We start from the raw sequence: 12,762 nt of genomic DNA, 5'->3' as shown, positions 1-12,762 counted from the left end.
CGCCGGCTCCTACGTCATCGAGAAGATGACCGACGACGTGGAGGCGGCGGCCGTCGCGCTGATGGCGAGGGTCGAGGACATGGGCGGCGCGGTCGCGGCGATCGAGCACGGCTTCCAGAAAGGCGAGATCGAGCGCAGCGCCTACCGGGTCGCCCAGGAGACCGACTCCGGCGAGCGGGTCGTGGTCGGCGTCAACCGCTACCAGCTCGACGAGGAGGAACCGTACGAGCCCCTGCGCGTCGACCCCGCCATCGAGGCCCAGCAGGCCGAACGCCTCGCCAGGCTCCGCGCGGAGCGCGACCAGGCCGCGGTGGACACGGCGCTCAACGCCCTGAAGAAGGCCGCCCAGGGCGAGGACAACGTCCTCTACCCGATGAAGGACGCACTACGGGCCCGCGCCACCGTCGGCGAGGTCTGCAACGCGCTGCGCGAGGTCTGGGGGACCTACGTCCCGTCCGACGCGTTCTGAACCGATACCGACCGAGAGGGAGTGTCGTACCTTCGTGCGACACTCCCTCTCATGTTCGGCGTCATCGACCTTCCCACCTACCTGGCAGGACTCGTCCTGATCGTCCTGCTGCCCGGCCCCAACTCCCTGTACGTCCTCTCCGTCGCCGCCCGGCGCGGGGTGCGGGCCGGGTACACCGCGGCGGCCGGGGTCTGGTGCGGGGACGCCGTGCTGATGACGCTGTCGGCCGCGGGCGTCGCCTCGCTGCTGCAGGCGAACGCGGTGCTGTTCGGGATCGTGAAGTACGCCGGTGCCGGGTATCTGACGTGGCTGGCCGTCGGGATGCTGCGGGCGGCCCGGGGGATGTGGCGCGCGCGAGGGGAGCGGGCCGCCGAGGACACGCTGGTGCCGGTGGCGGAGGAGCGCCCCTACCGGCGGGCGCTCGTCATCAGCCTCTTCAACCCGAAGGCGATCCTGTTCTTCGTCGCCTTCTTCGTGCAGTTCGTCGACCCGGGGTACGCCTACCCCGCGCTGTCCTTCGTGGTCCTCGGTGCCTTCGCCCAGCTGGCCAGCTTCCTGTACCTCAGCGCGCTGATCTTCAGCGGGACGAAGCTGGCGGCGGCCTTCCGGCGTCGCAGGCGGCTCTCGGCGGGGGCGACCTCGGCGGCGGGCGCGCTGTTCCTGGGGTTCGCGGTGAAGCTGTCGCTGGCCGGCGCGTGACGCTCGGGCGCCTGCCCGCGCCCCGTGACCTCAGCGCACCTTCGCCAGCGCCGCCCGCAGCCTCGGCGTCAGGGGTTTCTCCACGTACCGGTTCAGCAGCCAGGCCAGCATCAGCATCGACGTGATCGTCAGCGCGAAGGTCGCCACCGAGGGGAGGCCGAGGCCGATGTGCAGGGCGTGGATCACCACCCAGCCGAGATGCTCGTGGACGAGGTAGAACGGGTACGTCAGCGCCCCCGCCACCGTCAGCCAGCGCCAGTTTGCCCAGTTGAACCAGCCCAGCGCGATCGCCGCCACCGCCACGAAACCGAAGGCGACGACGAGGACGATGCCGAGCGAGGTGCGATGGGCGAAGGCGTCCGGGTCGGCGGCGTTCCACAGACTGCGCACCGCGTAGTGCTGCCCGACCAGGAAGCTCACGGCCACGATGCCCCAGCCGTAGACGTCCCGCCGGTCGCGGTGCACGAGGTAGAGGCCGACGCCGCCGACGAAGAAGGGCGCGTACTCGGGCATGAACACGATGTCGAGCAGCGGCTGGTGGGCGGCCTGGGTGATCGCCGCCGCCAGCGTCCAGCCCGCGCAGAACAGGATCACCCGGCGGCGCGAGGCTCCGGGCAGCACCACGCACAGCGCGAACAGCGCGTAGAAGCGGACCTCGGCCCACAGCGTCCAGCACACGCCCAGCACCCGGTCGACGCCCAGCGGTTGCTGGAGCATCGTCAGGTTGACCAGGGTGTCGCTGGGCGACAGTGCCTCGTAGGCCACCATCGGCAGCGCGAACACCGCCGACACGAGGAGGACCGCCGCCCAGTAGGCGGGCAGCAGCCGTGAGGCGCGGGAGGCGAAGAACGACTTCAGGGGCCGGCCCCAGCCGCTCATGCAGATCACGAACCCGCTGATCACGAAAAAGACCTGAACACCGAGGCAGCCGTAGGCGAAATACTCGTGCAGCGTCGGGAACTGTTTCTCCGGCGAACTGCCCCAGGCCGTGGTGACCTCGCCGCCCCGGCCGCCGTAGTGATAGAGCGCCACCATCAACGCGGCGACCAGCCGCAGTCCGTCGAGTGCGCGCAGCCGGGATTCCCGCGGGCGGCCCGTCCGTTCCGGCCTCAGAGGCTCCGCCGAGGGCGCGTCGGGCACCGGCCGGACGGTCATGCTGGTCACGGAATTCCCCTCGATCGTGACGCGGGTTGCTGGGGATGCTCACAGCACATTAGTCCGCATCACAGGGATGTCCGCTCTGACGGGGTGACGGTTATCCAGGTGGTCTCTGCGAATTCACCTGGACTTCGCCTTCGTTTCCTAACTTTCTCTGGACCTCCCCCCACGTGCTAATAAAGAGCAAATAGCGCATAGCTTCGGCAAAATCAGGAGTGCCATGACGAGGGTCCAGAACAGACGGGCACGTGTGCGCGGAGGGGAGCTGGACGACTGCCTGCGCGCCTGCGCGGTGCACAGCGGCAAACTCGTCGGCAGCGTCGACCGCCGCCGTGTCGAACTCGCCGAGCAGCTGCGCAAGTTGCTCGTCGTGTGGGGCACGACCACCACCGAGGCCCCGGCGTCCGCTCCGTCGGGCGCCACCGCCCTGCTGAAGCGGGCCGTCAAGGGTGCCGCGACTCCCTCCGCGGGCCTGGGCAACGAACTCCTCGACGCCCTGCTCGCCGTCGCCAACAAGGCGCTGGAGTGCGGCTACGACGACGAGTTGAACCTCGCGCTGGTCATCAGCGACACCGTCCTCGCCCAGCGCAAGAACTCCCGCGCCGGCTGGCGGCTGCGGGCCCGCCTCCTGGAGGCCCTCGGCGAGGAGAAGGAGGCGGTGGAGGCCTACGAGCGCTACCTCGCCCTCACCGACGACGACGGCTTCGGCGTCCGTGCCCGGATCGCCGGCATCCGCGCGGCCCGGGACACCGAGCGCGAACTGCTGGCCCTGCTCGCACGGCAGTGCCCGCGCGCCGAGCAGTTCGCCCGTGGCTCCGCGACCGACGTGTGGGCGGAGGGCCTGGCCGCGCACGCCGTAGGCGACTGGCAGGCCGCCGAGCCCCGGCTCGTGGGAGCGCTCCTCATCCTGGCCGCCGAGGACGCCCCGGTCACCGACCGGCAGGAACTCCTCAGTCAGTACCTCGAACTGCGCACCGCCGAGCCCACCGGGAGCGGGGACCTGCCCGCGCTCACCGAGGCGACAGCCCTCTACGCCGAACAGCGCCGCACCCGGATGCGCGGCCCGGTCGACGACCCCACCGTCGGCGGCGTGCAGTGGATCAGCCTCGGCGAGTTCCGCAACCAGATCGCCGGCAAGTCCGTCTGCCTGATAGCCAACTCCGGCCGGGTCGGCGCCAGTTCGATGGGCGCCGAGATCGACGCGTACGACCTGGTGGTGCGCTTCAACTCGTACCGGATCGACCCGAAGCACACCGGCAGCCGCACCGACATCCACGCCACCATCCACAAGCACGGCTTCAACTGGGACCAGCGGGTCACCACCCGGCTCGTCTTCGGCGGCATCTCCGGCGACTGGAAGTACTCGCTGCGCAACCGTCTGGTCCCCGGCGCCCAGACCCACCTCGGCGACGAGTCGCTGCGCTGGCCCGTGCGCAACATCGGCAAGCTCGGCACCGACGTCTGGTCGGGCATCCCGACCACCGGCTTCAACATGCTGTTCCTGCTGGACTTCCTCGACGTCAGCCCGACCCTCGACCTGATCGGCTTCGACTTCTACGAGAGCGGCGCCTACCGCGTCCAGGAAGCGATGAAGCTCGCCATCACGTCCGTGCACGAATACACCAGCGAGAAGGCATGGGTCATGCAGCGGGCCCAGAGCGTGACCGACATGAGGATCTCCCTGCGATGACCACGACCTCCCTGACCTCGGCCGCGGGCCCCCTGGCCGCCCCGGCGACCGACGCGCACGCCCTCACCGGCAAGCGCCGTATCGCCTTCGCGAGCTACGTCGACGAGAACTACCTCCCCGGCTTCCTCGTCCTGCTGCGCAGCCTCGCCCTGTCCAACCCGGGCGTGTGCGAGGACTTCGTCGTCCTCTACGACGACCTGCGCCCCGGCTCCGTCGCGAAGATCCGCGACCTGCACCCGCGGATCGTGCTGCGCCGGGTGAACGACAGCCACTACGACTCGTACAAGAAGGGCGACCAGGACAACTACCTGGTGCGCAAGGCGTACTTCATCCTCGACGTCTTCCGGCTGCGCGAGTACGACACCGTCATCACCCTGGACACCGACATGGTCGTCCTCGGCGACCTGGGCGAACTGCTCAGACTGCGCGAGGGGCTGGCCGCCGTCCCGCAGTTCTTCTACGGGCAGCACAAGCTCAACTCCGGGCTGCTGGTCATCCAGCGCGAGTACCTGAGCGACGAGTTCTGCGCCAGGCTGGACCGCTGTGGCCGCACCGGCGACTACGAGCTCGACAAGCACGACCAGGGCATCCTCAACGCCGTCCTCGACGGCGACTTCGTGCGCCTCGACCCGCGCTACAACTTCGTCAAGCGGCGCCTGTCCGGCGACCTGCCGGTCCCCGAGGACACCGCGATCCTGCACTTCACCGGCCGCCACAAGCCGTGGCAGGGCGGTGAGGCCGGCTACGGCCAGGCCGAGGACCGCTGGCGCGAGTTCGAGCTGTCCGACGCCGACTTCCACGCCGCGTACCTGTCGAAGCCGGGCGGCCTCCACCACGACCTGCTCGTCCACTACGGCACCCCGCACGTCGCCCGCACCGGGGACGTCGAGGTCGCCCGCAAGGTCGCCGCCGCGCACATCTCGACCGGCGACTACCAGGACGCCGTCGACATCCTCAGCAGCGTCCGCATCCCCCTCGACGCGGCCTGGCCGCACGAGGTGCTCGGGCACGCCCTGATGAGCGTCTCGCGCTACGACGAGGCCAAGGCCCAGCTGCTGCTGGCCACCGCCGCCCCGAACCGCGCCGCCACCGCCTACGCCCGGCTCGCCCAGATGGCCTGGGTGCACGGCGACAACACCGAGGCCCTCAGGTACGCCACCGCGGGCCTCACCGTCGACATCACCCACCGCTCCAGCCGGCTGTGGGCCCAGCGCGCCTCCGGACTGCCCGCCCAGGAACAGGGCGCCGCCGAGGAACAACTCGCGCACGTCGCCTTCTACATGGACCGGCAGGGCAACGCGGGCGACAAGCTGCTCCCGGAGTCCGTGCGCCTCGCCTTCGGCCCGGAGACCGGCTCCCGTCGCTGGCACTCCGTGCACGCCCACCGGCTGTTCGACGAGGCGGCCCTGGAACGCGTCAACTCCCGGCGCGGTCTGGTCATCGGCGGCGGCGGCCTGTTCATCCCGGACACCATGCCCAACGGCAACAGCGCCTGGCAGTGGAACGTCCCCGACGCCCTCCTCGACCGCGTCGACGTGCCGATCGCGGTCTACGCCGTGGGCTTCAACGCCTTCGACGGCCAGTCCTACCGCGCGGGCCGGTTCCGGGAGTCGCTGCGCCTGCTCGTCGAGAAGTCGTCGTTCTTCGGGCTGCGCAACCACGGCTCGATCGAGAAGGTACGGGCCATGCTCCCGGCCCACCTTCACGACAAGGTGCGCTTCCAGCCGTGTCCCACCACGGTGATGCGCCGGCTCGTCGACGGCTGGCAGGACCCGCTCACCCGCGACGACACCATCCTCGTCAACGCCGCCTACGACCGTGCCGGCCTGCGCTTCGGCCACGACTACGGCTACTTCCTGGCCCAGATGGCCCAGGCGGTACGGGACCTGGGCGAGCTCGCCGAGGTGAAGTGCGTGGCGCACTCGCTCGACGACGAGAAGATCGCCTTCGACCTGCGCCGCGAGCACGGCATCTCGATGCCCGTCATCCCGATGTACGACTTCGACAACGACGAGATCCGTGACCTCTACGCCCGCACCAAGCTGGTGATCGGCATGCGCGGCCACGCCGGCATGATCCCGTTCGGCGTCGGGACGCCCGTCATCAGCCTGATCTCGCACCCGAAGATGGCGTACTTCCTGCGGGACATCGAGCGCCCCGAGTGGGGTGTCTCCGTGCACGACCGCCACCTCGCGGCCCGGCTGGTGGAGCGTTCGAAGGACCTGCTCGCCGACCACGCGGCGACCGTCGCCGACGTGCACGGCCGGCAACAGGAACTGTGGAAGGTCACCGAGGCGAACGCGGCCGACCTGCGGACCATCCTGGGCCGCTGACGCACGACGCCCGCCCCGGCCGACACCGCCTCCCCGGAGGCAGGTCCGAACCGGGGCGGCCGACTGTCCCCGCCCGGTCAGCGGGCGGCCGCCCCACTCACCTCCCGCGTACCAGCCGCTTCAGCCGGGACGCCGTGCCGGGCTGGGCCTCGTAGGCCTTTCTGAGCTGCTCGAAGTGGTCGGCGCGGGTGCGGGCGAGGTACTCGTCCGAGGTGAGCGGTTTGGCGAGGGACCAGGCCCGCCGGTGCTCGCCGGCGTAGTGGGCGACGTACGCCTTGGACAGTTCCAGGACCGACTTGAACGGGATGCCGCCGGTGTGGTCGCGGTCCACGCGGTCCTGGACGGCGGAGATCAGGGCGAGCTTCTCGTCGAGCGTGTAGACGTCCTCGGAGACGGACTTCAGGACGTCCTCGGGGATCGGCCGGGTCACCTCGAAGGCCAGCGTGGAGCGGATCGGCGGGCCCGCGATCTCGATGTACGGCAGCAGGGCGCCGGTGCTCCAGTGCAGCCACGGCAGCCGCGGCCCCGCGAAGTCCTGGTGCAGGACGACCGAGCCGGGCCCGAGCCGGGTCAGGAAGCGTTCGCAGACACAGCGGAAGACCCGGGCCGTCTTGGCGATGTCGACGTGCAGGAACTCGACGGGGGTGGTGTCGTCCGGGTCGGAGGTCTGCCAGAGGTCACCCGCGTGGATCTCCAGGAACGGCAGGAACGGCTCGAGCCGGCCCCGGAAGTCGTCCAGGAAGGAGTTGTCGTGAGCGGGCCTGTGGCCGGACGTGAAGAACTTCTCGGTGGCGAAGGTGCCCTTGCCGACGCGGAAGAAGTCGTACGCGTGCAGCCGCCCGGTCCTCTCGTCGAAGACCGGGCTCTCCTTCAGCCCCAGCGCCAGGGCGTACGTCGATCCGCCCCCGCCCGAGCCCAACTCGACGACGCGGCCCTCACCCGACAGGGTGTGGCGCCCCACGAGGTACAGGAACCGCAGCTCCCAGGAGCTGACCTGGGTGTAGGGCAGGTCGTCGGGCAGTCGGACGCTGTCGAACATCGAGTAGAGCCGGCCGAGCTTGGTCATGAGGGCCTCACGGGGTTCGGATAGGCGGTGCCCGTGATCCTAGGGACACGAGCGCCGCTCCACCGTGGAATCAACGGAGTAGCTCGATGGTGAACCGCTGTTTCCTTGGCTGTGGCTCCGAGTTAACCCCTGATTGGCTCAGCGCTTCACGGCCTTCCTCAGCGCCCTCGCCCGGCGCACGATCCGGCGGGCCGCCGCGTTGCGCGGCAGGAACGCCAGCCGCTCCGGGACGCCGCCGGGCAGGCCCAGCGCGGTGAGCCGCTTGCGCTTGAAGTAGCGCCGGGTACGCGGCCCGAAGCGCTGCGAGAGGTAGCGCTCCGCCGCCGGACGCAGGCCGGGGTGGATCTGCGGCTGCATGGTGAAGCCGACCGCCGTGACGAGGCCGTCGAGGTCCCCGGCGGGAAGCGGGTCCTCACCCTCGCGGGAGTCCAGGTCGGCGAGCACCGCGTCCGCGAGCACCGCCGGGACCCGGTTGCTGTTCTGGTAGGGCGTCAGCCGCTCCAGCAGCGGTTCGGTGCCGACACGGGCGACGGGGAGGTCGTAGAACTCGGCCGCCGTGAACAGCGCGGTCGAGAAGCAGCCGACGACCAGTCCGGGCCGCGCCTTCTCGAACAGCACCTCGGCGAGCACGGGGGTGTCGAGGACCGTGAGGTCGACCCCCAGCTTCCCGGCCTCCGTCTCCAGGGCGCGGCTGTAGCGGGCCGGCGCGGTGGGGTGCGGCTTGAAGACGACCGTGCGGTGCCCGCGGGCGACTGCGCCCCGCATCATCCGCACGTGCAGGTCCTCCTCCTCCTTCGCGGAGAGGATGTTCAGCGCCGACAGGTACTGGCCGAGCAGCAGCGCCGCGTCGTCGGGCAGGGTCGGCAACTCCGGTACGGCGAGGGAGAGTTCGTTCATCACCTTCAGGAAGGCGGACGTCGGCACCACCTGCGCCGGCACGTCGAACTCGGTCAGCAGCATCGGCGTGAGCCCCGGCACCAGGTCCAGGTGCAAGAGCCGGCGCACCCGCGTGCCGACCAGCGGGTCGAGCTTGTTGCGGGTGGGGCCGTAGCTCATCAGACCGTCGGCGTAGACGTCGACGGGCGCGCCGGTGAACAGCTGGGCCACCGTGAGGGCGGGCGTGACCTGGATGGACTCCAGGACCAGTTCGACGCGGTCCTCACCGAGACCCCACAGCAGGCGCAGATAGCGCTCCAGGAGCGGCACGTCGTCGGGCCGCGGGGTCCAGGAGCCGGGGTGGAAGGGGCGGATGGCCTCGTTCCAGGACAGCACCTCGTCGAAGTGGCTGCGCAAAGGCTCGAAGCCCGGCATCTCGTCGAGCGCCGGGGTGGTCTCCGGGGTGGTCGAGTTGTTGAAGACCAGCAGGATTCGACGGTCCGGCTCGGTGAACTGGTCCGAGTCGATCGCGGCGGCCAGGGTGGCGGCGCCGTACAGGGTCGAGGCACAGAAGATCTGCGTGGTTCGGGACATCAGGCGGCCGCCTTCGCGGTGGTGATCCGACGCCGCAGCCGCCGCAGCTTGGCGGAGCGGCGCAGGTCCATGGTGTCGAGCACGTCTCCCAGCGCGCCCTGCGGCATGCGCCGGATCGCCGCCGCGCTGCGCACCCGCAGCTCCTTGGCCACGTCCGGCTCCCACTTGGACTCGTCCGAGAGGTGGTGGGCGATGATCGCGCAGTAGGTGCGGACCGCCTTGGGCAGCAGCCGGTCGGCGTCCGGGTCCGCGGCCGTCTCCTCGATCACCTGGTCGAAGGCGCGGATGAAGTCGAGCTGACGGGCGTCGCCGATCTGGGTCAGCGAGGAGGCGACCCCGCGCCGGTAGAACACGCCCAGCAGGCTCACCACGGCGAACGACTCGGCCTCGCGGTGCAGCTTCCAGATCCACGGCCGGTCCTCGGCCGTCCGCAGCCCGTCGGTGAAGTGCAGCAGACCCCGGTCGAGGAGGCGGCGATGGTAGGCGCCGGCCCAGGCGTAGGCGTAGTCCACCGAGGTCGTCCGGTCCGCGGGCAGGATCGCCTCGCGCGGGTTCAGCACCTCCTCGCGGCGGCCGACCGGGACTCTGTGCACGGTCCGGGCGCGGGCGGTGGCCTGCACATGGTCGGTGCGGACGAAGTCGCAGCCCAACGCGTCGATGGCGCCGACCAGTTCGGCCAGATAGCCGCGGGCCAGCCAGTCGTCGCCGTCCAGGAACGTCAGGTACTCGCCTCGCGCGGCGTCCAGACCGGTGTTGCGCGCGGTGGCGAGCCCGCCGTTCACCTCGTGGCGGACATAGCGCACCTGGGCGACATCCGAAAGCTGCTCTGCGGCACGCTCGAGAATGGCCGGGGTTTCGTCCGTCGATTTATCGTCGACCAGCACGAACTCGAAGTCGGGCCGGGCGTTCATTCGAAGGCTTCTGAGGGTGTCAGGGGCGAATTGCTGCACGTTGTAGAACGGCACGATCACGGAAAGCTTTGGCACCTGCAAAACCCTAGGAGCCACTCCGGCAGGGCAACCGTCCGGTGAACAGACAAGGGGTGAACTCCGTGTGTCGGTACGGTGCATCCCGTGTACTTTCCGCCTTCCCGCGGGCCAGTTCGGCTCTCGGTGGGCTGTTGTTAACTTTTCGTTGATTCCCGGTTGGGCCATACCTAGGAATTGCTTCCTAGCGTCGTCGTCGTGCCACCAAGTACGAGAAGGACCCCGCGAATCGCCGTCCTCGCGGACTCGGACACCCGCTGGAAATGGGGTGCGCTGACCGCGGACCGGATAGCACCGGGCCCGTCCATGGAAACCGCACCGCGCGACGACGCGCGAGGCGGCCCCGCCCTGAGCGGGTTCCTGCTGCGGGGCCGGGCCACGCCCACGCCCCGCCAGCTGGAGGAGGTGGGCGTGCGTGCCGACTCGCTGCGCGAGGTCACCGCCGCCGAGTTCCTGCGCGCCATGGCCGAGGAGGAGTACGACGTCGTCGTCATCGCCCTCGTCGGCGGTGGCGTCCAGGCCATGCTGCACGGACTCAAGCGCGTCTGGGAGGGCCGCGACAAGCGCCCCGTCGTCGTCACCGGCTACGTCGGTGTCGTCTACGAGAAGCTCGCCGACGGCCTGCTGCTGCGGCACGGCGCCGACCTCGTCCTCGCCAACTCCCGTCAGGACGCGGAGCGTTTCCGCGCCGTGTACGAGGGGGTGGGCGCCGACGCCTCGTCGGTGACCGAGGTGGCGCTCCCGTTCCTCGGCGGTGCCCCCTACGCCGGGGAGCACGACCCGTCCGCGAAGCAAGGGCACGGGCCCTACACGGTGGCCTTCGCGGTCCAGCCGTCCGTACCGGACAACCGCAGGGACCGCACCTACCTGCTGGAGCGCCTGGTCCGGCACGCGAAGCTGCACCCCGAGCGCGAGGTGCTGCTCAAACTGCGCTCCAGACCCGGCGAACACACCACGCACATCGAGGAGTTGCCGTACCAGAAGCTGGTGCAGCGGCTCGCCCCGCCGGCCAACTTCCGCATGGTGTACGGCCACATGGGCGAGGTCCTCGACCGCACCGACCTCCTCGTCACGGTCAGCTCGACCGCCGCCCTGGAGGCCCTGCACCGGCGCATCCCGACCGTGATCCTGACCGACCTGGGCATCCGTGAGGTGCTCGGCAACCACCACTTCGTCGGCTCCGGGTGCCTCGCCTCCTGGGACCAGCTCGACGCCGGCCACCGGCCGACGCCCGACGAGGAGTGGGTGGCCCGGCAGGGCGTCGCGGCCGGAGGGACCGCCCAGGGCCCGGCCTCGTACGCCCACGCGTTCGACGCGGCCCGCGAACGCATCGCCAAGCTGCTCGACCGGCCCGGCGGCCTGCCGCCGCTGACCCCGTACTACACACCGGCGACCGCGCCCGGCTACCTGCCCGGCATCCTCGCCCGCCACCACCTCGGCCCGGACGGCAGCGTGCTGCCCGGCGCCCCCGCCGCCGACAAAGAGCCGGGCCCGGTCCGGCAGATCGTGCGCCGCGCGGCGCGCGGCGCCTACCGGCACGGCGTGCAGCGCGTGGCGCCCGTGATCCGACGGATGGGTGAGCTGTGAGCCGCCCGATCCCACAAGGAGCTGAACCCATGTCCAACCCGCAAGCGGGCCAAGGCGCTTCGGTGCGCCGGGTGCTCGCGGTGATCCCCGCGCGCGGCGGCTCCAAGGGCGTGCCCGCGAAGAACCTCGCCCCCGTCGGCGGTGTCCCGCTGGTGACCCGGGCGGTGCGTGAGTGCCGCGCCACCCGGCTGGTGACGGACGTCGTGGTCTCCACCGACGACCAGGCCATCGCCGCCGCGGCCCGCGAGGCCGGCGCCGAGGTCGTGCTGCGGCCGGCCGCCATCGCCGGCGACACCGCCACCTCCGAGGCCGCCGTCCTGCACGCCATGGAGGCACACGAGGCCCTGCACGGCGCGGCCGTCGACGTGGTCCTGCTCGTGCAGTGCACCAGCCCCTTCATCCTCCGCGAGGACGTCGACGCGGTGGCCGGGGCGGTCGTCGAGAACGGCGCCGACACCGCGGTGACCGTGGCGCCCTTCCACGGATTCGTCTGGCGGGACGCGGACGACGAGGTCACCCCGGGCGGCGTCACCCAGACCGCCGCGGCCGTCGGCGGCGGCTACGGGGTCAACCACGACAAGTCCTTCCGCCCCCGCCGGCAGGACCGGCCCCAGGACCTCCTGGAGACCGGCGCCGCCTACGCGATGGAGGCGGCGGGCTTCCGCGAGCACCAGCACCGCTTCTTCGGCCGTACCGAACTCGTGCGCACCGACCCGGCCCGCGTCCTGGAGATCGACGACCCGCACGACCTCGCCCGGGCCCGGGCACTGGCGCCGCTGTTCGACGCCGACCGGCCCGGCGCCCTTCCGGCCGCCGACGACATCGACGCGGTCGTACTGGACTTCGACGGCACCCAGACCGACGACCGGGTGCTGATCGACGCCGATGGAAAGGAGTTCGTCTCCGTGCACCGCGGAGACGGCCTCGGCATCGCCGCCCTGCGCGACAGCGGGCTGGACATGCTGATCCTCTCCACGGAGCAGAACCCGGTCGTCGCCGCCCGGGCCCGGAAGCTGAGGATCCCGGTCCTGCACGGCATCGACCGCAAGGACCTCGCACTCAAGCAGTGGTGCGAGGAGCAGGGCATCGCGCCCGAGCGCGTGCTCTACGTCGGCAACGACGTTAACGACCTCCCGTGCTTCGCCTTCGTGGGCTGGCCCGTGGCGGTCGCGAGCGCCCACGACGTCGTACGCGGCGCCGCACGCGCGGTCACCACCGTCCCCGGTGGCGACGGCGCGATCCGAGAGATCGCCAGCTGGATCCTCGGCCCCTCTCTCGACTCCCTCGACAAGTAAGGACAGTTC

At 70.8% G+C, this 12,762-nt stretch carries 10 protein-coding genes; 6 read left to right on the top strand and 4 right to left on the bottom strand.

Annotated elements, in window-relative coordinates; translation table 11 throughout:
• The coding region (locus AQJ84_RS34960) for a methylmalonyl-CoA mutase family protein (RefSeq protein WP_225889229.1) at window positions 1-469 on the top strand (469 nt) is incomplete at its 5' end.
• A gap of 51 nt (window positions 470-520) precedes the next feature.
• Window positions 521-1,168 carry a leucine efflux protein LeuE gene (gene leuE, locus AQJ84_RS34955; RefSeq protein WP_030037854.1) on the top strand — a complete coding sequence of 216 codons (648 nt, stop codon included), beginning with the start codon at window positions 521-523 and terminating at the stop codon, window positions 1,166-1,168.
• Window positions 1,169-1,198: 30 nt separating this feature from the next.
• Here leuE and AQJ84_RS34950 read toward each other — a convergent pair whose 3' ends face one another.
• Complete coding sequence (locus AQJ84_RS34950; protein WP_030037853.1) at window positions 1,199-2,323, bottom strand: acyltransferase family protein; 1,125 nt, start codon at window positions 2,321-2,323, stop codon at window positions 1,199-1,201.
• A 223-nt stretch (window positions 2,324-2,546) separates the two neighbouring features.
• On the opposite strand from AQJ84_RS34950, the gene AQJ84_RS34945 reads away from it, so the two are divergent.
• Complete coding sequence (locus AQJ84_RS34945; RefSeq protein WP_053193021.1) at window positions 2,547-4,016, top strand: glycosyltransferase family 29 protein; 1,470 nt, start codon at window positions 2,547-2,549, stop codon at window positions 4,014-4,016.
• A complete protein-coding gene (locus AQJ84_RS34940; RefSeq protein ID WP_030037849.1) occupies window positions 4,013-6,349 on the top strand; it encodes a glycosyltransferase in 2,337 nt (778 codons plus the stop codon). The genes AQJ84_RS34945 and AQJ84_RS34940 overlap by 4 nt, the downstream gene beginning before the upstream one ends.
• Window positions 6,350-6,446: 97 nt before the next feature.
• On the opposite strand, the gene AQJ84_RS34935 is transcribed toward AQJ84_RS34940, so the two are convergent.
• The 3 genes from AQJ84_RS34935 to AQJ84_RS34925 form a co-directional block, all read right to left on the bottom strand.
• Window positions 6,447-7,415, bottom strand: coding sequence for a hypothetical protein (locus AQJ84_RS34935; RefSeq protein WP_030037848.1), 969 nt, complete (start codon window positions 7,413-7,415; stop codon window positions 6,447-6,449).
• A 138-nt stretch (window positions 7,416-7,553) separates the two neighbouring features.
• The gene (locus AQJ84_RS34930; RefSeq protein WP_030037847.1) at window positions 7,554-8,885 is read right to left on the bottom strand and encodes an alpha-2,8-polysialyltransferase family protein; all 1,332 of its coding nucleotides are present in this window, start codon (window positions 8,883-8,885) and stop codon (window positions 7,554-7,556) included.
• Window positions 8,885-9,871 (bottom strand): glycosyltransferase family 2 protein, encoded by a 987-nt coding sequence (locus AQJ84_RS34925; RefSeq protein WP_030037846.1) that lies wholly within the window; start codon window positions 9,869-9,871, stop codon window positions 8,885-8,887. The genes AQJ84_RS34930 and AQJ84_RS34925 overlap by 1 nt, the downstream gene beginning before the upstream one ends.
• Before the next feature lie 198 nt (window positions 9,872-10,069).
• Here AQJ84_RS34925 and AQJ84_RS34920 point away from each other — a divergent pair, with 198 nt between their 5' ends.
• Together AQJ84_RS34920 and AQJ84_RS34915 are read left to right on the top strand one after the other, a co-directional pair.
• Entirely contained in the window at window positions 10,070-11,458 is a 1,389-nt protein-coding gene (locus tag AQJ84_RS34920) for a DUF6716 putative glycosyltransferase (protein ID WP_030037845.1), read from the top strand.
• A gap of 29 nt (window positions 11,459-11,487) precedes the next feature.
• Window positions 11,488-12,753 (top strand): acylneuraminate cytidylyltransferase, encoded by a 1,266-nt coding sequence (locus AQJ84_RS34915; RefSeq protein WP_030037844.1) that lies wholly within the window; start codon window positions 11,488-11,490, stop codon window positions 12,751-12,753.
• Window positions 12,754-12,762: the final 9 nt, after the last annotated feature.

Source organism: Streptomyces resistomycificus (assembly GCF_001514265.1).
GTDB lineage: Bacteria > Actinomycetota > Actinomycetes > Streptomycetales > Streptomycetaceae > Streptomyces > Streptomyces resistomycificus.
The sequence above is the reverse complement of the archived record's forward strand: the minus strand, read 5'-3'. Positions and strand labels throughout refer to the sequence as shown.

What these genes read in the sequence shown, in the direction of transcription:
- leuE (WP_030037854.1), top strand. Translation starts at nt 521, where the DNA reads ATGTTCGGCGTCATCGACCTTCCCACCTACCTGGCAGGACTCGTCCTG.
- AQJ84_RS34950 (WP_030037853.1), bottom strand. Translation starts at nt 2,323, where the DNA reads ATGACCGTCCGGCCGGTGCCCGACGCGCCCTCGGCGGAGCCTCTGAGG.
- AQJ84_RS34945 (WP_053193021.1), top strand. Translation starts at nt 2,547, where the DNA reads ATGACGAGGGTCCAGAACAGACGGGCACGTGTGCGCGGAGGGGAGCTG.
- AQJ84_RS34940 (WP_030037849.1), top strand. Translation starts at nt 4,013, where the DNA reads ATGACCACGACCTCCCTGACCTCGGCCGCGGGCCCCCTGGCCGCCCCG.
- AQJ84_RS34935 (WP_030037848.1), bottom strand. Translation starts at nt 7,415, where the DNA reads ATGACCAAGCTCGGCCGGCTCTACTCGATGTTCGACAGCGTCCGACTG.
- AQJ84_RS34930 (WP_030037847.1), bottom strand. Translation starts at nt 8,885, where the DNA reads ATGTCCCGAACCACGCAGATCTTCTGTGCCTCGACCCTGTACGGCGCC.
- AQJ84_RS34915 (WP_030037844.1), top strand. Translation starts at nt 11,488, where the DNA reads ATGTCCAACCCGCAAGCGGGCCAAGGCGCTTCGGTGCGCCGGGTGCTC.